Source organism: Acidovorax sp. IB03, from assembly GCF_016406015.1.
Taxonomy (GTDB): domain Bacteria; phylum Pseudomonadota; class Gammaproteobacteria; order Burkholderiales; family Burkholderiaceae_C; genus Acidovorax; species Acidovorax temperans.
Window position 1 is genome coordinate 190,479 of record NZ_JAEFCH010000003.1, and the last position, 21,244, is coordinate 211,722.

The following is a 21,244-nucleotide window of genomic DNA, read 5'->3' on the forward strand; positions in this document are numbered from 1 at the left end:
CCACGAGCGATACGCAGGGAAGTGCATGATTTGCACTTCCCTGGGGTCTCCAAATTTGGTTGGCAGGCACAGGGGCTAGGGGCGGATAGTCGCTCGGTATCTGTGGGAAATCCCTGACCCCGCAGCAGGTTCGCTACCTGCACGGGGCATTGACTGGCCCCCCCCACAATGCACTTCATCTCAACACACCGAGGAAGTGCTATGTCCCTTTCCCTGATTCTCCTAATCGTCCTGATCTTGATCCTGATTGGCGCTCTGCCCACATGGGGTCACAGCCGCTCTTGGGGGTACGGCCCCAGCGGGGGGATCGGTCTGGTGGTGCTGATACTGGTCATCTTGCTGCTCATGGGCAGGATATGACGGTCTATTGAAGTTGCGCAAACTGCTACAAGCCACCTGGTTCTTGTGTAATCAACCCACAACCCAGGCTGAAACAAAAAGGGAGCCTGCCAAGCACGCTCCCTTTTTGCTTTGAGGAGTTGCTCGGAAAAGAATTTCCGCGCAATCCGCACATTGGCGATGAAGGCTCACACCTGGACAGGCAGGTCTCCAGCGCCAGTACGGCGGTCAACCCATGTGCAAGCCACCGTTCACAGAGAAGTCTGCGCCAGTAGCGTAGCCACCTTCGTCCGACGCCAGCCACGCAATGATGGAAGCGATCTCTCTGGGCTCGCCCAGGCGTTTGACGGGAACGGTGGCCACGATCTTTTCCAGCACGTCAGGGCGGATGGCCTTGACCATGTCGGTGCCGATGTAGCCGGGGCTCACGGTGTTGACGGTCACGCCTTTGGTGGCCAGCTCTTGCGCCAAAGCCATGGAGAAACCGTGCATGCCAGCCTTGGCAGCAGAGTAGTTGGTCTGGCCCGCCTGGCCTTTTTCGCCGTTCACGCTGCTGATGTTGATGATGCGGCCCCAGCCCTTTTCCACCATGTCGGCAACCACTTGCTTGGTCACATTGAACATGCTGTTCAGATTGGTTTCGATCACAGCGTCCCAGTCTTCGCGGGACATCTTCAGGAACATGCGGTCGCGGGTGATACCGGCGTTGTTCACCAGCACATCAATGGTGCCATGCTCAGCCTTGGCCTGGGTGAATGCCTCGACGGTCGAATCCCAGTCGCCCACGTTGCCCACCGATGCGTAAAAGGTGAAGCCCAGGGCTTTTTGTTCTGCCAGCCACTTGGCGTGGTCACGCGTGGGGCCACAGCCGGCGATGACCTTGAAACCATCTTTGTGCAAACGCTGGCAGATAGCGGTACCAATGCCACCCATGCCACCGGTTACATACGCTACTTTTTGGCTCATGCTATTTCTCCTTGTGTAAGTAATCTGCCTCGCACCACTCTACCGAAAATTTGTGAGCTGGCTGTGCAGGTAAACACTGGGGCGTGCGGTCTTTTCCAAAAAAAGTAACGAAACATGCAGACCGTCGCACGGGTGCAACGGGCATGAAAAAGGCCGCGCATCCGCGCGGCCTTGCAGGGGATCAAAAAAAGCAGTGGGCTCAGCGCTCAAGCGCCAGCGAAACGCCCATGCCGCCGCCAATGCACAAGGCAGCCAAGCCCTTCTTGGCATCACGGCGCTGCATTTCGTGCAGCAGGGTCACCAAGATGCGGCAGCCCGACGCACCAATGGGGTGGCCAATCGCAATGGCGCCACCGTTGACGTTGACCTTGGCGGGATCAATGGCCAACTCTTTGTTCACTGCGCAGGCTTGTGCCGCAAACGCTTCGTTCAACTCGAACAAGTCCACATCGGCGGCGTTCCAGCCAGCGCGTTGCAGAGCCTTGCGGGAAGCAGGCACGGGGCCCATGCCCATCGTGGCGGGGTCCAGGCCGCTGGTGCCAAAGGCCGCAATGCGCGCCAGGGGCTTGAGGCCCAGCGCTGCGGCCTTCTTGGCGCTCATCACCACCACGGCAGCGGCGCCGTCATTGATGCCCGAGGCATTGCCGGCCGTTACGCTGCCGGCCTTGTCAAACGCGGGGCGCAGGCCCGCCAGGGCTTCGGCACTGGTCTTGCGGTTGAGGTACTCGTCCACGTTGAAGACAACCGGGTCGCCTTTTTTCTGGGGAATGCTCACACCCACGATTTCGTCCACAAACTTGCCCGCATCCTGGGCGGCTGCAGCTTTTTGCTGGCTGGCCAGGGCCAGCGCGTCTTGCATGTCACGGGTAATGCCGTATTGCTTGGCGACGTTCTCGGCCGTGATGCCCATGTGGTACTGGTTGTAGACGTCCCACAGGCCGTCCACGATCATGGTGTCCACCATCTTCCAGTCGCCCATGCGCTGGCCGTCACGCGAGCCGTTGAGTACGTGGGGCGAGAGGCTCATGTTTTCCTGCCCACCCGCCACCACGATTTCGCTGTCACCCCAGGCCACGGCCTGGGCAGCCAGCATCACGGCCTTGAGGCCGGAGCCACACACGGCATTGATGGTCAAGGCAGGTGTTTCCTTCGCCACACCAGCCTTCATCATGGCTTGGCGGGCTGGGTTCTGGCCTACGCCAGCAGCCAGCACCTGGCCCATGATGACTTCACCGATCTGGTCAGACGCCAGACCCGCGCGCGCGATGGCTTCACGGATCACCACGGCGCCCAGCTCGGTTGCCGGAGTCTTGGCCAGCGAACCGCCAAACTTGCCCACCGCCGTGCGGGCGGCCGAAACGATAACGATGTCTTCCATGAAAGTCCTTTCAGTGTGAATCTCTTTTGCCCGGCGGCGCATCACCATGCGCTTTGAAGGGCGAACCTAAACATTCTCGCAGTCCTGCAAGTCAGGACTTTTGCTTAACGTAGCTGCCAGGAGCTGGCTCAATGGCCTTGAACTTGGCGCCCTTGCCATAGGTCTTGGGGGCAGCAATCTGTTTGCCAGCGTGGGCCTTCAACCAGTGGGACCAGTCGGTCCACCAGCTGCCCGCATGTTCTGTGGCCCCTTCAAGCCATTGCTCGAGGGTGGCGGGCAGCTTGCCGTCGGCGCGAATCCAGTGGCTACGTTTGTTCTTGGCGGGGGGGTTGATGACACCGGCGATGTGGCCCGAGGCCCCCATGACAAACCGCTTTTTTCCAGGCAGCACCTGGGTGGACGCGTACGCGGCGTTGATGGGCACGATGTGGTCTTCGCGCGAGCCGTAGATGTACACGGGCAGGGTGAGCTGCCCCAAGTCCAGCTTCTCGCCACAGACGGTGAGCTTGCCCGGCTGCACCAGGTTGTTTTCAAGATAGAAGTTGCGCAGATACCAGGCGTAGAAGGGGCCGGGCAGATTGGTGCTGTCGCTGTTCCAGTACAGCAGGTCGAACGGGGGCGGTGTTTCGCCCTTGAGGTAGTTGCCCACCACATAGTTCCACACCAGATCATTGGGGCGCAGGAAGCTGAAGGTCGAGGCCAGGTCTTGCCCCTTCATCAGCCCGCCCTTGCCCATTTGCAACTCACGGAACTGCACGAACGCCTCGTCAATGAACACGTCCAGAATGCCGGTGTCGGCAAAGTCGATGAGCGTGGTGAGGAAGGTGGCGCTGGCCACGGGCTCTTGCCCGCGCGCAGCCATCACCGCCAGGGCGTTGCTCAGGATGGTTCCGCCCACGCAAAAGCCCAGCGCATTGATTTGGTCAGCCCCGGTGATGCTCTGCACCACGTCAATGGCCGCCATGGCGCCGTCTTCCACATAGTCGTCCCAGGTTTTGTGGGCCAAGTCTTCGTGGGGATTGCGCCAGCTCACCACAAAGGTGCGGTGCCCCTGCTCCACAGCGTAGCGGATGAAGGAGTTGTCAGGCTGCAAATCAAGGATGTAGAACTTGTTGATGCAAGGCGGCACCAGCAAAAAGGGCCGTTCGTACACCTTGGTGGTGAGGGGCTTGTATTCGAGCAACTGGAACAGCTCGTTTTCATACACCACGGCACCCTCGGTGGTGGCCACGTTGCGGCCCACCTCGAACAGGCTCTCGTCCGTCATCGACACATGGCCCTGGCGAATGTCGTGCAGCAGGTTTTGCATACCCTTGGCAATGCTCTCACCCTTGGTCTCGATGGCTTTTTTCTGCGCCTCGGCGTTGAAGGCCAGAAAGTTGCTCGGGGCCATGGCGGCCATCCACTGCTCCACGCCAAAGCGGATGCGGGCACGGGTTTTTTCGTCGCCCTCTACGGCATCGGCCAGGCCCATCAGCGTGCGGGCGTTGAGCAGGTAGGCGGCCGCTGAAAAAGCAGCCACGGGGTTCGAAGCCCAGCCGTCGCCGCTGAAACGGCGGTCTTTCACCTCGGGCGTACCTTGCAGGCTTTGTGACCACAGCGCCTGCGCCTCCTTGAGGTACTGCTCTTGCAGGGCCTGCAGCTTGGCGGGAGACAACTGCACCGCAGGCACCTTGCCCGGGGGGCCACCCAGGTCCAGGTTCTGGAAGGATTGCAGCGCTTTGGCCCAGCTGTCTCCAAATATCTGTTGGAATTGCTGGGCACCTTGGGCCCAGAGTGCTTCAGAATTCATGCTGCGTTCCTCAAAGAGTGGTCCGTCGGGCGGGCTGCAGGCGTTTTCACCCGCTCTGGTTCATTGTTGCCCAGCCCGCTGGGGCATGGCAACCATGATGGAGCATTTCACCTACATACACACCAATGTACCTTGTCCTGATTGCATGGCTTTACGTCACTTTGATGATGGCAGTGGCCGAGGCCACCAGCCCCATGGGCACCGTGCTGGGCGCTGTCATGACGTTTGTGCTGTATGGCTTGCTGCCGATGGGCATCGTGGGCTACATCCTGGGCACCCCATCACGCAAACGCGCCATCAAGGCGCGCGAGATGGCCGAGCGGGCCGCCTACGAGGAAGCACAGGCCCAGGCGGCGGCGCCCGCCTCAACCGCGCCAGATGCAGGCGGCCAGACGCCCGCTGCCGCCGAGCAAAGCCGTGTCACGCCGATGGGAAAAGAACCGGGCTGACTGGGTGACCGTGCACCACGCTGCGCTGCTGTCATTGCCATAAATGCGCGTGACGCCCATGGCCTGCAGGCGCAAACGGGCCAGGCCCGCCAAATCGGCCAGCCATTTGCCCTGCTGGGTGGGCGATGAAACAAAGCAGGCGCTGTATTGGGGGCCAGCAGCGCAGAACGCTTCGTGCACTTCCGGGCCCACCTCAAAAGCCTGCGGGCCGATGCAAGGCCCCAGCCAAGCCAATGTATCGCAGGCTACCGCTTCAAAACTTTCAGTGTTGCTTGCTACATTTTTGATAGCTGCTTGCGCTTTATTGATAAGCGCTAGAGCCTGAAATCGCTCAAACAACGCACGCATGACTGATTCCAACACACCCACGCCGCTCTGGCCCGCCAGGCCCCGCCAGCCCGCGTGAGCAGCACCCACCACGGCGCCACTGGTGTGGGCAAGCAACACCGGCAGGCAATCGGCCACCATGATGGTGCACACCACGCCAGCATCAGTCGCCACACAGGCATCTGCCTCGGTGTTGTCGGGGGTAGAGGCGGTCAACGCAGCCACGCCCGTGCCATGCACCTGGCTTAAAAACACAGGGCGGGCGCCCGGTGTGGATTGACCCAGGGTCGCCTGCAGGAGGGCGCGGTTGGTCTGCACCGCCTGGGGGTCGTCGCCCACATGCGTGCCCAGGTTCATGCTGGCATAGGGCCCCTGGCTGACGCCGCCAGCGCGCGTGGTGCACAGGGCCTGCACGCCCGCCGGGGCGGGCCAGTCGGGCACCAGCCAATCTGCGGGCAGCGCAGCGTCCACGCCGCCGCTCACGGCGCGTTGTCCGGACACGCCGAGGGCTGGGCCTGGGCGAATGCAGGCAGGGCCATGCAGGCATCGAATGCAGCCATGGTCAAAGGCAGGCTGTCCAGGTTCACACCAAAGCGCTTGCCGTTGAAGATTTGCGGCACCAGGCAGCAATCGGCCAGCGTGGGGGTGTCACCCCAGCAATACACCGAGGGGGCCAGCCCCTGCGCCTGCCGCTCGGCGGCCAGCAGTGCCAGCTGGCGCTCAAAGGCCTCCAGGCCCTGGCGCACCCAGTGGTGGTACCAGGCATTTTTCGCGTCTTCATCGGCGTGCAGGGTACCGGTGAGGTACTTGAGCACGCGGGGGTTGTTCAGCGGGTGGATTTCGCAAGCCACCATTTGCGCCAGGGCGCGCACCCGGGCGCGGGCCAGGGGCGTGGTGGGTAACAGCGCAGGGGTGGGTTGCAGCTCTTCCAGATATTCCATGATGGCCATGGATTGCGGCAGCACGGCCCCCTCGTCGGTGACCAGGGCGGGCACCAGGGCATCGCCTACCAGGTTGGCGTAGGCCGGGTCGCGGTGCTCGCCACGCAGCAGGTGCACCGGCAGGTACTCATAAGGCAGGCCCTTGATATTGAGCGCGATGCGCACGCGAAAAGAGGCGGAGGAGCGGAAATAGTTGTAGAGCTTCATGGTCAAGCGCAAAGCGGATAACGGGGGTTCTGACGCAGAGATGGGGACGCCCCCAACACCTCAGCGCCCGTGGCTTTCGGTGCCGGTGCTGAACACCAGTTTGGTCAGCAAGGCGTTGAGCTGGGCTTGTTCCTGCGGCGTCAGGGGGGCGACCAGCCTTTCCTGCACGCGCTGGGCGGCCGGGCGCATGCGCAGCACGGCAGCTTCGCCTTCGGGGGTGATCCACAGGAGTTTGCGGCGCCGGTCCTGGGTATCAGGCTCACGCCGCACCCAGCCGCGCGCCTCCAGGCGCCCGATGACCGAGCCCGACGTGGCGGCATCAAACGCCACACGGGTGGCCAGCGTCACCTGGTCCTCGCCCGGCTGTTCCAGCAGTGCGTGCAAGATGGCGAACTGCACGGGCGTCACATCAAAGTCGGCGGCTTCTTCCATGAAAAGCGCCACCGAGCGCTGGTGCGCTCGCCGAACCAGGTGGCCCGGCGCGGTGTGTAAATCGAAGCTCTTGGGCATGGGCGCGAGTGTAGCGCCCCCCTGCAAACAGCCCGTGCCCGTGGCACACTGCGCTTCATGCGCCCACGGGCAAGCCATGCTTCGCTGGCGGGCGCGGCACTGTTTTTGGGCTGCGCACAGCAGCCACACCACAACGAAAGGCAGACATGAGCTACGTGTTCCCCCCCGCCCCCGCCCCCAGCGTTCCTGTGGTGGGCACTGAAGCGCAATTTCCGGTGCACCGCATCTATTGCGTGGGCCGTAACTATGAAGAGCACGCCAAGGAGATGGGCTTCACAGGGCGCGAGCCACCCTTCTTCTTCATGAAGCCAGCCGACGCCATCGTGGTTGCCGCTCCCGGCGCCACCACCCCGCTGCCCTACCCGTCCCTCACGACCAACCTGCACCACGAGATCGAGCTGGTGGTGGCCATTGGCAAGGGGGGCAAGAACATTGCGGCGGCTGATGCGCTCTCGCACATCTACGGCTACGCCGTGGGCCTGGACATGACCCGCCGCGACCTGCAAAACGACATGAAAAAGCAGGGCCGCCCCTGGAGCATTGGCAAGGGCTTTGACCACAGCGCGCCCATTGGCCCCATCACCCCCGCAGCGCAGGCGGGCGATGTGGGCAAGGCTGGCATCTGGCTGCAAGTCAACGGGGTGGACCGCCAGCGCAGCAACGTTGCCCAACTGATCTGGAACATTGCCGAAACCATCGAGCACCTCTCGGCCGCCTGGGAATTGCAGCCCGGCGACCTGATCTACATCGGCACCCCCGAAGGCGTGGGCGCCGTCGTCACTGGCGACGTGCTGGAAGGCGGCGTGGACGGGCTGGGCAGCATTCGCCTCAAGCTGGTGTAATGCGCCGCGCGGCGGGGGTGCATCGTTGCCCCCGCCCACCGCGCCAGCAACGCCTGCCATATTCACTACTATTTTGATAGCTTGCTGCGCTTATCCATCAAGCGCTACAAGCCGATTTGACTCAAACTTCTGCATGACCTACCGCAGCCCCATCAAACACTGCCGCAACTGCGGCAACGCCGTGGTGTACCGTCTGCCTGACGACGGCGATACCAAGCTGCGCGCCGTCTGCCCCGCCTGCAACACGGTGCACTACGAAAACCCGCTGAACGTCGTTGGCACCGTGCCCACCACGCCCGACGGACGGGTGCTGCTGTGCAAGCGCAACATTGAACCGCGCTGGGGCAAGTGGACGCTGCCCGCAGGCTTCATGGAACTGGACGAAACCACCTCGCAAGGCGCAGCCCGCGAAACCGATGAAGAGGCCGGGGCACAAATCCAGATGGGCCCACTGTTCAGCGTGCTCAACGTGCCGCGCGTGGGGCAGGTGCACTTTTTCTACCTGGCCAGCGTGCTCAGTGAAAAATTCAACCCCGGCTTTGAAACCATCGAAGCGCGCCTGTTCACCGAAGCCGAAGTGCCCTGGGACGAGATCGCCTTCCGCACGGTGAAGGAAACCCTGGAAGCCTACTTTGCCGATCGCAAGACCGGAACGTTTGGACTGCACTGCGTGGATATTGAGTGATTTGCCGCTACCGCACCGTCTGTCCGTAAGCATCGTCCAGGGGCTGCCGGTGCTGGGCAAGCGACAGCCAGGCAGCGGCTTGGGTGCGGTTGAAGCCCCGCACCGTAACGACCTGACAAGCGATACGCGCACAAGACATAGCCCCGGCAGGCCATGAAATGGGCGGCCACCATTGCCGTGGCAACCGTCAAAGCCTTCAGAGCCGTGCCATTCCCCTTGGATGTTGGATAAACAGCGGGGGCTTCAGGCGTTCACTGTTCCCCGTCCCGCACAGGCCTGTCGGTCTGCGATGGCACCACCACACCCGGCACCGGGGTGGCTGCAGCTTCTGCGGGCGTCAGTGGCACGGGGCTGCCACCAAACACGGCACCGCCCTGCCCCCCTTGGGCGCCGGGTGGCGGCGGGTCCGCATCGCGAATCACGGGCGGGAGCGAGCCTGGCGGCAGGGATGGTGGCAGCGGGTCGGCACCTACCTCGGGCGGCGGGGGAACATCCCGGCCAAACAGATCACGCACCCAGGTGCGCACACCGTTCATGGCATCGCCCAGCAAACTGGGGGTTTCTTCGTCCACAAACCGGTCGCGGCCGTCCAGGGTGTTGGTGCGGAAGGCCTGCTGCAAAAAGTCGCCCACCATGGGCAGGGCGCTGTGGGCGCCCTGGCCCCAGTAATCGCTGCGCAGGGTGATGCGCCCATCGTTGAAGCCCACCCACGCACCCGCTACCACACGCGGGTGCAAGGCAATGAACCAGCCGTCGGTGTTGTCTTGCGTGGTGCCGGTTTTGCCCGCCAGGTCGGCCCGCAGGCCGTAGCGGCTGCGCAGAGCGGAGCCGGTGCCCCGGTCGATGGTGCCGCGCATGGCGTTGCGCAGGGTTTGTGCAGCCTGCAGGGGCATGGCCTGCTCGGGCGCGGGCGGCGCAAAGGTTTGCAGCACCTTGCCGTGGCGGTCTTCAATGCTGGTGATGAGGATGGGCTCGACGTAGCGGCCTGCGTTGGCGATGGTGCTGTAGGCAGTGACCATTTCGCGCAGCGTGACCGGGCTGGTGCCCAGCGCCAGCGATGGCACCTCTTCCAGCTTGCTCTCGCGCACGCCCATGGCGCGGGCCAGGTCGGCCACACGGGCCGGGCCCACCTTCTGCATGACTTGGGCGGTGATGGTGTTTTTGGAAAATGCCAGGCCGTCGGCCAGCGTCATAGGGGCGTTGCTGGGCGCACCGCCATCGGTGGGGCGCCACACCTGGTTGCCGCCCAGCGGAATCTCTACCGCCTCGTCCATCAGCTCGTCGGTGGGCAGCGCCCCCTGCATGAAGGCGGCGCCGTACACAAAGGGCTTGAAGGTGGAGCCCGGCTGGCGGCGGGCGGCCTGCACATGGTCGAACGGGTCGGCAGCAAAGTCGCGGCTGCCCACCCAGGCCAGCACATGGCCGGTGACGGGGTCCATGGCCATGAAACCCGCCTGCACGCGGGTTTTTTCCTGCTTCAGCGCGGTCATGAAGCGGGTGTCGGCCAGCAGGGATTTCAGCACTTCATCCGCAGGCTCGCCCTTGGCCACCGCCTCGCGGTATTGCGGGGTTTCGCGCACCAGTGCTTGCACCAGTTCGCTCTTGGGGTTCCAGCCGTTGCGGGCCGACCAGGCGTTGTCGGCAATGCCCTGCAACTGGCGGCCCTGCCGTGCCACGGCCTGGTTGGCCATGGCCTGCAGGCGCGAGTCGATGGTGGTGCGCACGATGAGGCCATCGGCGTGCAGGCTGTAGCCATTGGCATCGGCCCAGGCGATGAGCTGCTTGCGCAGTTGCTGCGCAAAGTGCGGGGCCAGGCCCATGGCTTCGGTCTGGCGTTCAAAGTCAATGCGCAGCGGGCGCTTTTGCAGGGCCGCCAGCTTGGACTCTTCCAGCTTGCCGCGCTTGACCATTTGCGCCAGCACGATGTTGCGCCGCGCCTGCGAGCGCTCGGGCTGGGTCACGGGGTTGTAGTAGGCCGTGCCCTTGAGCATGCCAATCAGCGTGGCACTTTCCAGCAGGTTGAGCTTGTCGGCCGACTTGTCGAAATACGTGCGCGCGGCCATCTCGATGCCGTAGGCGTTGTACAGAAACGGCACGGTGTTGAGGTAGGTCTCCAGGATTTCATCCTTGGAGTACGTCCACTCGATCTTGAAGGCGGTGATGGCCTCCTTGAGCTTGCGGGTGATGGTGCGCGAGCGGCCAATTTCTTCCGGGAACAGGTTGCGCGCCAGCTGCTGCGTGATGGTGGAGCCGCCCTGCGGATCGCCGCGCAGCGTGTGCACCACCGACGACGCAGTGCGCCTGAAGTCCATGCCCGAGTGCTCGTAAAAGCGGTGGTCCTCCGTGGCGATGAGGGCGTTGACCACATGGGGCGAGATGCGGTTCAGCGCCACCCACTCGCGGTTGGCCCAGCGGTACTCGGCCAGCACCTTGCCATCCACCGACAAGAGCTGCGCGGGCCGCTCGGTCTTGGCCTTGGTGATGTCGGCAATCGATGGGGTGAACGGGATGAGCAGCAGCGTGTACACCGCCAGCAGCGCTGGCAAGGCCAGCACCAGCAGCAGCCAAGTGCGCCAGCTGCGGGGCTGCAAGCGCCCCCAAAGGGCGGGTACAGTGCGCAGGGTTTGCAGCACCCGGCGCGCCCCAGCCATCAGGCCCGTGCGCAAAGTGGAGAGAAAACGGAGCATGGGTTCAGTTCAGCCCGGGCTGGGGCTGCTCAGTGAATGGATCAACCGGCCTTGTGGCGCCCCTGGCAAGTCGGGGCACATGGCACCACACCATGCTCACGCGGCACCGCCCTCGCCCGCCAGCAGCGCCAGCATGCCTGCCTCGTCCAGCACGGGCACGCCCAGTTCTTCGGCTTTGGCCAGCTTGCTGCCCGCGTCTTCACCAGCCACCACATAGCTGGTTTTTTTGCTGACCGAGCCCGACACCTTGGCGCCTGCGGCTTCGAGCATCTCTTTGGCCGCGTCGCGGCTGAGCGTGGGCAGGGTGCCCGTCAGCACAATGGTCTTGCCCGCCAGCACCTGGGGTGCGCGTTCGGTGGGCACGCCCTCGGGCCAGGTCACGCCGCAGGCACGCAGTTGTTCCACCACCTCGCGGTTGTGGGGCTGCTGGAAGAAGGTGTGCACGCTGCGCGCCACGATGGGGCCCACGTCGGGCACCTGCAGCAGTTGCTCTTCGGTGGCGGCCGACTCGGCATCCGCCCCCATGAGCGCGTCCAGCGTGCCAAAGTGCTTGGCCAGGTCTTTGGCCGTGGACTCGCCCACGTGCCGGATGCCCAGCGCAAACAAAAAGCGCGGCAGCGTGGTTTGCTTGGACTTCTCCAGCGCGGCCAGCAGGTTCAGGGCCGAGCGGTCGGCCATGCGCTCCAGCACCACCAGGGCGCTCAGGCCCAAGCGATACAGGTCAGGCAGTGTGCGGATCACGTTGGCATCCACCAGCTGGTCTACCAGCTTGTCGCCCAGGCCCTCAATGTCCATGGCGCGGCGGGCGGCAAAGTGCAGGATGGCCTCTTTGCGCTGGGCTGCGCAAAAAAGGCCGCCTGTGCAGCGGTGGTTGGCCTCGCCCTTTTCACGCACCACCTCGCTGCCGCAAATGGGGCACTGGCGCGGCATGCGGAAATTCTGGACGTAGGCCGGGCGCGGGCCGGAAGCCATCACGCCCACCACTTCGGGAATCACATCGCCTGCGCGCCGCACGATCACCTGGTCACCCACGCGCACGCCTTTCTTGCGAATCTCGAACAGGTTGTGCAACGTGGCATTGGTCACCGTGACGCCGCCCACAAACACCGGCGCCAGGCGCGCCACGGGCGTGAGCTTGCCGGTGCGGCCCACCTGGATGTCGATGCCCTCGACCTTGGTCGCCATCTCCTGCGCGGGGTACTTGTGCGCCACAGCCCAGCGGGGTTCGCGGGTCTTGAAGCCCAGGTCGCGCTGCAACTGCAGCGAGTTGACCTTGTAGACCACGCCATCAATGTCGTATGGCAATGCATCGCGGCTGGCGCCCACCTGCTGGTGAAACGCTACCAATTCCGTAGCGCCTCGCGCAATCTGCACCTCGGCTGCGACCGGAAAACCCCAAGATTTCAGCGTCTGCAGCATCTCGTAATGCGTGCGAAACACCGGCCCGCCCTGGTCAGGCGGCGTGATGGCGCCCAAGCCGTAGGCAAAAAAGCTCAGCGGGCGCTGGGCGGTGATGTTCGAATCGAGCTGGCGCACGGCCCCCGCTGCGGCGTTGCGCGGGTTCACAAAGGTCTTTCCGCCCTGCTCGCGCTGGCGCTCGTTCAGGGCATCAAAGTCGGCCCGGCGCATGTAGACCTCGCCGCGCACTTCCAGCACTGGGGGTACGCCCTCGGGCAAGGTCAGCGGAATCTGACGGATGGTGCGGATGTTGTGCGTCACGTCCTCGCCCACCTCGCCGTCGCCCCGCGTGGCGGCCTGCACTAGGCGGCCACGCTCGTAGCGCAGGCTCATGGCCAAGCCGTCAAACTTGGGCTCGGCCACGTATTCGATGGCGGGGTCAGCCTCGCTCAGCCCCAGCTCGCGGCGCACGCGGGCGTCAAATGCTTGCGCGCCCGTGGCTTCAGTGTCGGTTTCGGTGTGGATGCTGAGCATGGGCACCACATGACGCACCGGGGCCAGCCCTTCCATCACGGCGCCAATCACGCGCTGGGTGGGTGAATCAGGGGTAACGAGATGTGGGTGTGCGGCCTCGAGCGCCTGCAATTCGCGGAACACGCGGTCGTATTCGGCGTCGGGCACGGTGGGCTCATCCAGCACGTAATACTGGTGGGCCCACTGATTCAATTGAGTGCGCAGGGCAACAGCTTTTGCTTCCAAATCGATAGCTGCTTGCGCTTTATTTTCGGGCGCTGGAGCCGAAAAAAGGTCTAAATTTTCGGTCATGGATTGTGATCGGCATCGACAGACACGGGGCGCGTTGCCTGCAAAGGGCAAGGCTGGCGCCAGGAACACCGAGCGAAGGCCGCCCTGCAGAGAGGGCGCCGTTCCCCGCAGGGGAGAAGACGCCGAAAACGGCTCAAAAGGGGCTGCACGTTCTAGCTAAACAGGCGGCGGGCCAGCACCGAGCCAGCCGACAAATCACGCGCATCAAGCTGGTCATACAGCAGCTCCAGGTCCGCGGCGATCGGGTCCATGGCCATGGCGGGCAAGGGTTGGCCGTTCTGGTCGCACAGCACACCGTCCATGGCTTCCGCCAGGGCTGCGCCCACTTCACGCAGGCGGGCAAAGGGCTGTTCTGTGCGGTGCACCTGGGCCACGTCTAGGCTCAGGCTGATGTCGCGGATGGCGGACTGGTCTGGGTCATCGGCCAGGGCGGCCTGGGTGTCGTAACCCAGGGTGAGCACGGGCGGCAGGCCAGGTGCGCTGGCGGGCAGCACCAAACGGCCGGGCATGGCGCCCACCACAAAGCCCACGCGGGCGGCATTTTGCAGCAGGTAGCCGGGGCTCCAGGCGGCCTGGTGGGCGCGCAGCACAAACAAAAGCTGCGCGTCGTGGTCGCTGGCGAACTGATCCAGCTCGCGGGCGCGGGCCACTTCCTGCAGCATGTCGGGGAAGTCGGGGGCGGCGTTGATGGCGTCGGCAAAGCCCTGTGCCTTCATCACGAATTCAGAGAACTCGATCTCGTTGAGCGCGCCCATGCGGTTGGCCAGTTGCACCCCGGCCTGGAAGCTGCGGTAGCGCTGGCCGGGTGCAGGGGTCTCCCACTGCTGGGTGGCGTCGTTCAGCCCTTCAATGGCAAAAGGCTTGCTGCCGGCGCGGCGCGTGGGTGGCAAGGCGGCCAGGGCCGCGTCGCCAGAGACAAGGCCTTCGGGCTGGATGGACGCGATCACATCGATCAGCGGATCCAGCCCTGGGCGGCGTTCCAGGCTGTGCGTGGGCACCGGCATGCGCAGGGCATCGCCCGCATCCACCGTGTGTTCGTGCGGCTCTGCACCCTGATCCAGATTCGCATAGCTGGCGGCGTTGCTCGGGCCCAAGTCGGCGTCGAGCGAAGGTTCCTGGCGCAGGGTGGGTTCAAGCAAGGGGTCGCCTGCGACGGGGGCCGGGCGGTCCGGGTCAGGGGGCAAGGCTTTTTTGGGAGCGTTGCGGTGCAGGATCCAGGCGTTGTAGGCCACGATGGCCGCCAGCACCAGCCCACCGGTGATTGCCAGACTCAGTAACAGAGATGAGTTCATGGGGGGTCAGTTCAAATCAAGCGTCGGCCATGGACAGGGCGGACTCCATGTCCACCGCCACGATGCGCGACACACCTTGTTCCTGCATGGTTACGCCGATCAGTTGCTCGGCCATTTCCATGGCGATCTTGTTGTGGCTGATGAACAGGAACTGGGTTTCCTTGCTCATGCTGGCCACCAGCTTGGCGTAGCGCTCGGTGTTGGCGTCGTCCAGCGGCGCGTCCACCTCGTCCAGCAGGCAAAACGGAGCGGGGTTGAGCTGGAAGATCGCAAACACCAGCGCAATGGCCGTGAGTGCCTTCTCGCCACCCGAGAGCAGGTGAATGGTCTGGTTCTTCTTGCCGGGTGGCTGCGCCATCACCTGCACGCCCGAATCCAGAATCTCGTCGCCGGTGATGATGAGCTTGGCCTGCCCGCCCCCGAACAACTCAGGGAACATGCGGCCGAAGTGCCCGTTCACCGTCTCAAACGTGCCCGACAGCAGCTGGCGGGTTTCGCCGTCGATCTTGCGGATCGCGTCTTCCAGCGTGTTCATGGCCTCGGTCAAATCGGCGGTTTGCGCGTCCAAAAACACCTTGCGTTCACGCGCCAGGTTCAGTTCATCCAGCGCAGCCAGGTTGACGGCGCCCAGCGCGGCAATTTCGCGGTGCAGGCGGTCGATTTCGCCCTGCAGGCCCTGCACGCGCACGTTGCCGTCGGCAATCGATTTTTCGACGGCCTCCAGGTCGGCCTGGGCGTCGGTCAGCAGCGTGGTGTATTGCTCCAGGCCCAGACGCGCGGCCTGTTCCTTGAGCTGGAATTCGGTGATGCGCTGGCGCAGCGGGTCCAGCGCCCGCTCCAATTGCATGCGGCGCTCGTCACTGGCGCGCAGTTTGGCTGTCAGGTCGTCGTATTCGCTGCGCTGGGCGGCCAGAGCCTTTTCCCGGTCCATCTTCAAGTCCAGCGCCTGTTGCAAGCCGCCCTGCGCCGCGGCGTCTGACAGGCGTGCCAGCTCGTCGCGGGCGCGCTGCTGCTCGTCGGTGAGGGCCGTGGCCTGCTGGTTGGCGGTTTCGATGGAGCGGTTCAGCTCGGCGCGGCGGGCGTCCAGGCTGCGTTGCGAGAAGGTGGCCTCTTGCACCTGGCGCTCCAGCATGCGCTGCTGTTCGCGGCAGGCGTTTAGCTTGCGCTCGGTCTCGATCACCCGGTCGCCCAGCTGGGCTTCGCGCTCCTGGCTGTCGGCCAGTTGCATGTCCAGCTCTTCAAAGCGGGCCTCGGCGGCCACGCGGCGCTCTTGCAGGTCGGCCAGTTGGGCCTCGACCTCACCCAGGTCGGCGTCAATCTGCTCGCTGCGCGCACGGGTCTGCTCGGCCAACTGGGTCAGGCGCAGGGTTTCCACCTGCAGTTCGTGGGCGCGGCTTTGGGCCTCGGTGGCCTCGCGGCGGGCGGCCACCAAGCGTTGCGAGGCATCGGCATAAGCCGCTTCGGCGCGGACCAGCGCGGTGCGCGATTCGTCGGCAATCAGCGCCTGGGCGCGCAGTTCTTTTTCGAGGTGCTCAATTTCTTGCGCACGCGCCAGCAGGCCCGACTGTTCGGAGTCTTGCGCGTAAAAGCTCACACTGTGGCTGCTGACGGCGTGGCCCGTGGGCACATAGATCACTTCGCCCGGCTGCAGGCTGGCGCGGCGGTTCAGGGCCTCGTCCAGCGTCTGGGCGATGCTGCAGCCCTGCAGCCAGTCGGTCAGCACAGCGCGCAGGCTGGCGTCGTGGATGCGCAGCAGGTCTGACAGCCGGGTGTGCGCGCCCGTGGGCTCGGGCACACCCGCAGCAGGGGCGCTGTAGAAAGCCAGACGTGCGGGAGGCGCGTCGTTTTCGTTCGAGCCCAAAAAGCCGCGCACCATGTCCAGGCGCCCCACTTCCAGCGCGCCCAGGCGTTCGCGCAGGGCGGCTTCCAGGGCGTTTTCCCAGCCGGGTTCGATGTGGATGCGACTCCACAGGCCCTGCATGCCATCCAGTCCGTGTTTGGCCAGCCAGGGGCGCAGCTTGCCATCGGTCTTGACCTTTTCCTGCAGCGCCTTCAGGGCTTCCATGCGGGCCGACAGGTCGGTCTGGCGGGCGCTTTCGGTGTTCACGTCCTGCTGGCGGGCGCGGCGGTCTTCGTCCAGCTGGGGCACGGTGTCTTGCAACTCTGCCAGGCGGGCTTCAGTGGTCTCGGCCTGTTCTTGGGCGGCTTCCAACTGGCTGCGCAGGTTGTTCAGGCGGGCTTCGTCGGGCGCGGCCAGGGCGTTGCGGTCGGCGCGCAGGCGCTCGTAGCGGGTGTCGAGCTGGCGGCTTTGCTCGTCCAGGCTGCGCTGCTCGGCGGCCAGCACGCCAATTTGCTGCTGCACCTGCACCACGCTGGCGCGCTGCTCGCTGGCGCGGGTCTGCGCCTGGCGCAGGGCGTCTTCCAGGTCGGGCAGCTGCATGGCCTGCTCTTCGAGCTGGGCCGCCAGCAGTTCGGCACGCTCTTCGGCGTCCACGCCCGCACCGGCCAGGTTTTCCAGCTCGATGTCGGCTTCTTCCTTCCGGGCCTGCCACTGGGCGATCTGCTCGGCCAGGGTGGACAGGCGCTGCTCCACGCGCACGCGGCCTTCCACCACGTAGCGGATTTCAGCTTCGAGCCGCCCCACTTCGGCCGTGGCCTCGTACAGCTTGCCCTGGGCCTGGTTGACCTGGTCGCCCGCCGCGTAGTGCGCCTGGCGGATGGTTTCCAGGTCAGATTCGACAGCGCGCAGGTCGGCCATGCGCGATTCGAGGTCGTTCACGGCCTGCAGGCCCTCCAGGCGCACCTTGGTCTGCTCGGCCTCTGCGTCGGCGCGCTTCAGGAACCACAGCTGGTGCTGCTTGAGCGTGGCGTCAGCGTTCAGCGCGTTGTATTTGGCGGCCACCTCGGCCTGCTTTTCCAGCTTTTCGAGGTTGGCGTTCAGCTCGCGCAGGATGTCTTCCACCCGCGTGAGGTTTTCGCGCGTGTCGGCCAGGCGGTTTTCGGTCTCGCGGCGACGCTCTTTGTATTTGGAGACCCCGGCAGCTTCTTCGAGGAACAGGCGCAGCTCTTCGGGGCGACTTTCGATGATGCGGCTGATGGTGCCCTGCCCAATGATGGCGTAGGCGCGGGGCCCCAGGCCGGTGCCCAGAAACACGTCCTGCACGTCGCGGCGGCGCACGGGCTGGTTGTTCAGAAAGTAGCTGCTGGTGCCGTCGCGGGTGAGCACGCGGCGCACGGCCACCTCGCCGTATTGGCCCCACTGGCCGCCTGCGCGGTGGTCGGAGTTGTCAAACACCAGCTCCACGCTGGCGCGGCTGGCCTGCTTGCGGGTGGTGGTGCCGCTGAAGATCACGTCCTGCATGCTCTCGCCGCGCAGCTCGCTGGCCTTGCTCTCGCCCAGCACCCAGCGCACCGCATCCATGATGTTGGATTTGCCGCAGCCATTCGGCCCCACCACACCGACCAGTTGCCCTGGCAGCATGAAGTTGGTGGGTTCAGCGAACGACTTGAAGCCGGAGAGCTTGATGGAGGTAAGACGCACGGGTCAGGCGGAGGGAGCGTGGAGCAAGGACAACAGCGAACAACAACGCAAATCGCCCAGGAAGCTGCAGGCGACCTGGGCAGGCCCGGATGATACCGCGCCCCAAGGGGCCGCCTGCCTCTGATCCTGGCGCACGCCGCCGTGCCAGGGCCGCTCGATGCTGCGACGCAGCACGCTGGCGGCCAATATTCAACCAAATTGGCCTCTGGCGCTTGACGGACAAGCGCTACCAGCTATCAAAATATGAGCATTTTTCCAACCTACGATAGGCCACCGCTGCCCGAGGTTTCATCGACCCTGCCAGCAAATCCCCTCGGGGGCGCCAATAATTGCGGCTCGGCATTCATCCCAGCCCCTCTGTTCAGACCCGACACCGCCACCCCACGGCATGACACCCCTGCACGCTCCGCGCGACCCCGCTGCCATGCTGGCCCAGACGCTGGCGCAGTGGAACCCCCACCAAGACCTCTGGCTGTTTGGCTACGGCTCGCTTATCTGGCGACCCGACTTTGACTACGCCGAGCAGCGGCCCGCCAAGGTGCACGGCTGGCACCGAGCGCTGAAGATGTGGAGCCGCGTGAACCGGGGCACGCCCGAATGCCCCGGCCTGGTGTTTGCGCTGCTGACCGGGGGCAGCTGCCGGGGCATGGTGTTTCGTATCGAACGGCACCGGGTGCGGGATGTGATGCCCCCGCTGTGGGACCGCGAGATGGTCAACGCCGTGTACGACCCGCGCTGGCTGCCCTGCCAGACGCCGTACGGCACGGTGAAGGCGCTGGCGTTCACCCTGTCGCGCAAAAGCCCCAACCACACGGGCGTGCTGCCAGACTATGAATACCGCCGCATTTTTGAGCAGGCGTCCGGCCGCTACGGCACCACGCGGGACTACGCACAAGCCACGCACGATGAATTGCTGCGGCACGGCATCCACGACAGGGCCCTGGCGCGGCTGATTGCGCTGACACGCCGCCCGCGCTAAGCCAGGCCCTGGGCACATGGTCCCCGCAACGCCTGGGGGGCGCCCTCCATAATGGCCCCATGCACCTGGTTGCCATCACATCCTTCTTGGCGGGTCTGGTTGTCGTCATCGTGGGGGCGGAACTGATTGTTCGCGGCGGCTCACGGGTGGGGGCGCTGCTGGGGGTGTCGCCCATGATTCTGGGCCTGACCGTGGTGGCTGTGGGCACCAGCACCCCCGAAATGGCCGTGGGGCTGACCGCAGCCGCCGAGGGCAACGGCGGGCTGGCGGTGGGCAACATCGCCGGCACCAACATCGTCAACATTCTTTTCATTCTGGGCCTGAGCGCGTGGATCAAGCCGCTGCCCTTGCAACTGCTGAGCCTGAAGCTGGACTTGCCGGTGATGGTGATATCGGCCGGGGCACTGCTGTGGATGGCGTGGGACGGCCAGCTCAGCCGCCCCGAAGGCGCCCTGATGGTGGGCGCAGCGGTGGCGTACACCATTGCCATGGTTTACATGAGCCAGCGCGAAAGCCTGCCTATCCAGCAAGAGTTCTCGCGCGAGTACAGCGCCAGCAACCTCCTGCCCCGGGTTACCACCCTGCAGGGCACGGTCAGCGTGCTGATGCTGGCGGCCGGCATCGTCGTCGTGGTGGTAGGGGCTGAACTGCTGGTGACGGGTGCCGTAGACATGGCCCGGTCGCTGGGCGTATCAGACGCGGTGGTGGGCCTGACTATTGTGGCCATCGGCACATCGGCGCCCGAGCTGGCCACCACCATCATGGCCACCCTCAAGAACGAGCGGGACATTGCCATTGGCAACCTGATTGGCAGCAGCACCTACAACATTCTGTTCATTCTGGGCGTCACCTGCCTGGCAACCCCCAGCGGGGTGCCCGTGGACGCGCCCTTGCTGCACGTAGACCTGCCGCTGGCGGCGCTGGTGGCGCTGCTGTGCGTGCCCATTTTCGTTACCGACCGGCGCATCTCGCGCACCGAAGGCGCTCTGTTCGTCACCGCTTACGCGGTGTACCTGGGCACGCTGATTTTCGTGCGCGCATGAACGCAGGGGCATCGCTGGGTGCGCGCAGCCCATCATGCAGAATGGCCTGCGAAGCATGGCTGGCGCAGGCGCCCCTCCCGGCCACCCCTTCCAGAAGTATTCGATCACCCGTTGGAGAAGCACCATGGCATCCTTGAACCGGCTCGTCGCCGCCACCGATCTTTCCGCCCCCGCCCGGCACGCCGTTGAGCGTGCTGCCAGCGTGGCCCGCGTGACCGGCGCGCAGCTCGATCTGGTGCATGTGACCACGCCTGCGCCGCTGCAAAGGCTACGCCGGCTGGCCGGGCAGATTCCGTCTGACCTGGAGCAGCTCATGCTCAATGCCCCGCGCAATGCCCTGCAAGAGCTGGCAGACTCCATGGCGCAGCGCCACAACGTTGCAACCCAGGTGCATGTAGCCCACGGTGCCCTGCTGCCCGAATTGCAGGGCTACACCGATGCCGCCCAGGCCGACCTGGTGGTGCTGGGCGCGCGGGGCGCGAGCTTCATGCGGCACATGCTGCTGGGCTCTACCGCAGAACGCATGGTGAGCAAGACCACGCGCCCGATGCTGGTGGTCAAGCAGGCGCCCCACGAGCCCTACAAGACGGTGCTGGTGCCGGTGGACTTTTCAGCGCATTCGCTGCGTTCCATCCGCATCGCACAGGCGGTGGCGCCGGGCGCCAGCCTGGTGCTGCTGCATGCCTACGACGTGCCATACGAGGGAATGATGGAATACGCCGGTGTGCAGGCCGATCAGATCCAGCACTACCGATCCAAAGCCCGCCAGGAGGCGCTGGAAAGTATGCAGGCGCTGTGCGAAGTGGCGGGCCTGGACCCGGTATTCACCCCCACGGTGGTGATGCACGGCGACCCCTCGCTGCTGCTGGTGCAGCAGGAGCAGGAACTTGACTGCGATCTGATCGTGATGGGCAAGCAAGGAGACAACACGCTGGAAGACGTGTTGCTGGGCAGCGTCACCCGCTATGCCCTGGCGCAGTCGCAGTGCGATGTGCTGGTGTCGGTGTAAACCACTGGCGCCGGCTTTTTCAGAATGAGGCGCC

At 64.8% G+C, this 21,244-nt stretch carries 17 protein-coding genes; 7 read left to right on the forward strand and 10 right to left on the reverse strand.

What is annotated here, in order from left to right; genetic code table 11:
• Window positions 1-201: 201 nt before the first annotated feature.
• The gene (locus IHV84_RS03055) at window positions 202-360 is read left to right on the forward strand and encodes a DUF3309 family protein (RefSeq protein WP_015014216.1); all 159 of its coding nucleotides are present in this window, start codon (window positions 202-204) and stop codon (window positions 358-360) included.
• A 207-nt stretch (window positions 361-567) separates the two neighbouring features.
• On the opposite strand, the gene phbB is transcribed toward IHV84_RS03055, so the two are convergent.
• The 3 genes from phbB to IHV84_RS03070 all read right to left on the reverse strand — a co-directional run bounded on the left by phbB (window position 568) and on the right by IHV84_RS03070 (window position 4,475).
• Window positions 568-1,305: an acetoacetyl-CoA reductase gene (gene phbB / locus IHV84_RS03060; RefSeq protein WP_044394578.1), complete on the reverse strand. Its 738-nt coding sequence runs from the start codon at window positions 1,303-1,305 to the stop codon at window positions 568-570.
• A gap of 199 nt (window positions 1,306-1,504) precedes the next feature.
• On the reverse strand, window positions 1,505-2,683 hold the full coding sequence (locus IHV84_RS03065; protein WP_044402866.1) for an acetyl-CoA C-acetyltransferase: 1,179 nt from the start codon (window positions 2,681-2,683) through the stop codon (window positions 1,505-1,507).
• Window positions 2,684-2,774: 91 nt separating this feature from the next.
• Window positions 2,775-4,475, reverse strand: a complete 1,701-nt coding sequence (locus IHV84_RS03070; RefSeq protein WP_066782761.1) for an alpha/beta hydrolase — start codon at window positions 4,473-4,475, stop codon at window positions 2,775-2,777.
• 125 nt (window positions 4,476-4,600) lie between these two features.
• Between IHV84_RS03070 and IHV84_RS03075 the strand changes: the two genes are divergently transcribed.
• Window positions 4,601-4,924 carry a hypothetical protein gene (locus tag IHV84_RS03075; RefSeq protein WP_198845750.1) on the forward strand — a complete coding sequence of 108 codons (324 nt, stop codon included), beginning with the start codon at window positions 4,601-4,603 and terminating at the stop codon, window positions 4,922-4,924.
• Here the strand turns inward: IHV84_RS03075 and IHV84_RS03080 are convergent.
• Genes IHV84_RS03080 through IHV84_RS03090 form a run of 3 tightly spaced genes read right to left on the reverse strand, consistent with a single transcriptional unit; the run spans window position 4,841 to window position 6,909 of the window.
• On the reverse strand, window positions 4,841-5,752 hold the full coding sequence (locus IHV84_RS03080; RefSeq protein WP_370541169.1) for a polyphenol oxidase family protein: 912 nt from the start codon (window positions 5,750-5,752) through the stop codon (window positions 4,841-4,843). The two genes, IHV84_RS03075 and IHV84_RS03080, sit on opposite strands and share 84 nt — an antisense overlap.
• The gene (gene maiA / locus IHV84_RS03085; RefSeq protein ID WP_198845751.1) at window positions 5,731-6,399 is read right to left on the reverse strand and encodes a maleylacetoacetate isomerase; all 669 of its coding nucleotides are present in this window, start codon (window positions 6,397-6,399) and stop codon (window positions 5,731-5,733) included. The genes IHV84_RS03080 and maiA overlap by 22 nt, the downstream gene beginning before the upstream one ends.
• 60 nt (window positions 6,400-6,459) lie before the next feature.
• Complete coding sequence (locus tag IHV84_RS03090) at window positions 6,460-6,909, reverse strand: MarR family winged helix-turn-helix transcriptional regulator (RefSeq protein ID WP_044402876.1); 450 nt, start codon at window positions 6,907-6,909, stop codon at window positions 6,460-6,462.
• Window positions 6,910-7,055: 146 nt separating this feature from the next.
• On the opposite strand from IHV84_RS03090, the gene IHV84_RS03095 reads away from it, so the two are divergent.
• Complete coding sequence (locus IHV84_RS03095; protein WP_198845752.1) at window positions 7,056-7,751, forward strand: fumarylacetoacetate hydrolase family protein; 696 nt, start codon at window positions 7,056-7,058, stop codon at window positions 7,749-7,751.
• A 133-nt stretch (window positions 7,752-7,884) separates the two neighbouring features.
• Window positions 7,885-8,436, forward strand: coding sequence for an NUDIX hydrolase (locus IHV84_RS03100; protein ID WP_198845753.1), 552 nt, complete (start codon window positions 7,885-7,887; stop codon window positions 8,434-8,436).
• 251 nt (window positions 8,437-8,687) lie between these two features.
• Here the strand turns inward: IHV84_RS03100 and IHV84_RS03105 are convergent, their stop codons facing one another.
• The 4 genes from IHV84_RS03105 to smc all read right to left on the reverse strand — a co-directional run bounded on the left by IHV84_RS03105 (window position 8,688) and on the right by smc (window position 18,179).
• Window positions 8,688-11,087, reverse strand: coding sequence for a penicillin-binding protein 1A (locus IHV84_RS03105; protein ID WP_370541172.1), 2,400 nt, complete (start codon window positions 11,085-11,087; stop codon window positions 8,688-8,690).
• Between the two features lie 132 nt (window positions 11,088-11,219).
• Window positions 11,220-13,346 carry an NAD-dependent DNA ligase LigA gene (gene ligA, locus IHV84_RS03110; RefSeq protein WP_198845755.1) on the reverse strand — a complete coding sequence of 709 codons (2,127 nt, stop codon included), beginning with the start codon at window positions 13,344-13,346 and terminating at the stop codon, window positions 11,220-11,222.
• Between the two features lie 152 nt (window positions 13,347-13,498).
• Window positions 13,499-14,638: a cell division protein FtsZ gene (locus tag IHV84_RS03115; RefSeq protein WP_198845756.1), complete on the reverse strand. Its 1,140-nt coding sequence runs from the start codon at window positions 14,636-14,638 to the stop codon at window positions 13,499-13,501.
• A 16-nt stretch (window positions 14,639-14,654) separates the two neighbouring features.
• The gene (smc, locus tag IHV84_RS03120) at window positions 14,655-18,179 is read right to left on the reverse strand and encodes a chromosome segregation protein SMC (RefSeq protein WP_198845757.1); all 3,525 of its coding nucleotides are present in this window, start codon (window positions 18,177-18,179) and stop codon (window positions 14,655-14,657) included.
• A gap of 388 nt (window positions 18,180-18,567) precedes the next feature.
• On the opposite strand from smc, the gene IHV84_RS03125 reads away from it, so the two are divergent.
• The 3 genes from IHV84_RS03125 to IHV84_RS03135 all read left to right on the forward strand — a co-directional run bounded on the left by IHV84_RS03125 (window position 18,568) and on the right by IHV84_RS03135 (window position 21,210).
• A complete protein-coding gene (locus IHV84_RS03125) occupies window positions 18,568-19,158 on the forward strand; it encodes a gamma-glutamylcyclotransferase (protein WP_198845758.1) in 591 nt (196 codons plus the stop codon).
• A 59-nt stretch (window positions 19,159-19,217) separates the two neighbouring features.
• Complete coding sequence (locus IHV84_RS03130) at window positions 19,218-20,201, forward strand: calcium/sodium antiporter (protein ID WP_198845759.1); 984 nt, start codon at window positions 19,218-19,220, stop codon at window positions 20,199-20,201.
• 124 nt (window positions 20,202-20,325) lie between these two features.
• Entirely contained in the window at window positions 20,326-21,210 is an 885-nt protein-coding gene (locus IHV84_RS03135; protein WP_198845760.1) for a universal stress protein, read from the forward strand.
• Window positions 21,211-21,244 lie beyond the last annotated feature (34 nt).

What these genes read in the sequence shown, in the direction of transcription:
- IHV84_RS03055 (WP_015014216.1), top strand. Translation starts at nt 202, where the DNA reads ATGTCCCTTTCCCTGATTCTCCTAATCGTCCTGATCTTGATCCTGATT.
- phbB (WP_044394578.1), bottom strand. Translation starts at nt 1,305, where the DNA reads ATGAGCCAAAAAGTAGCGTATGTAACCGGTGGCATGGGTGGCATTGGT.
- IHV84_RS03065 (WP_044402866.1), bottom strand. Translation starts at nt 2,683, where the DNA reads ATGGAAGACATCGTTATCGTTTCGGCCGCCCGCACGGCGGTGGGCAAG.
- IHV84_RS03070 (WP_066782761.1), bottom strand. Translation starts at nt 4,475, where the DNA reads ATGAATTCTGAAGCACTCTGGGCCCAAGGTGCCCAGCAATTCCAACAG.
- IHV84_RS03075 (WP_198845750.1), top strand. Translation starts at nt 4,601, where the DNA reads ATGTACCTTGTCCTGATTGCATGGCTTTACGTCACTTTGATGATGGCA.
- maiA (WP_198845751.1), bottom strand. Translation starts at nt 6,399, where the DNA reads ATGAAGCTCTACAACTATTTCCGCTCCTCCGCCTCTTTTCGCGTGCGC.
- IHV84_RS03090 (WP_044402876.1), bottom strand. Translation starts at nt 6,909, where the DNA reads ATGCCCAAGAGCTTCGATTTACACACCGCGCCGGGCCACCTGGTTCGG.
- IHV84_RS03095 (WP_198845752.1), top strand. Translation starts at nt 7,056, where the DNA reads ATGAGCTACGTGTTCCCCCCCGCCCCCGCCCCCAGCGTTCCTGTGGTG.
- IHV84_RS03100 (WP_198845753.1), top strand. Translation starts at nt 7,885, where the DNA reads ATGACCTACCGCAGCCCCATCAAACACTGCCGCAACTGCGGCAACGCC.
- IHV84_RS03105 (WP_370541172.1), bottom strand. Translation starts at nt 11,087, where the DNA reads ATGGCTGGGGCGCGCCGGGTGCTGCAAACCCTGCGCACTGTACCCGCC.
- ligA (WP_198845755.1), bottom strand. Translation starts at nt 13,346, where the DNA reads ATGACCGAAAATTTAGACCTTTTTTCGGCTCCAGCGCCCGAAAATAAA.
- IHV84_RS03115 (WP_198845756.1), bottom strand. Translation starts at nt 14,638, where the DNA reads ATGAACTCATCTCTGTTACTGAGTCTGGCAATCACCGGTGGGCTGGTG.
- IHV84_RS03125 (WP_198845758.1), top strand. Translation starts at nt 18,568, where the DNA reads ATGACACCCCTGCACGCTCCGCGCGACCCCGCTGCCATGCTGGCCCAG.
- IHV84_RS03130 (WP_198845759.1), top strand. Translation starts at nt 19,218, where the DNA reads ATGCACCTGGTTGCCATCACATCCTTCTTGGCGGGTCTGGTTGTCGTC.
- IHV84_RS03135 (WP_198845760.1), top strand. Translation starts at nt 20,326, where the DNA reads ATGGCATCCTTGAACCGGCTCGTCGCCGCCACCGATCTTTCCGCCCCC.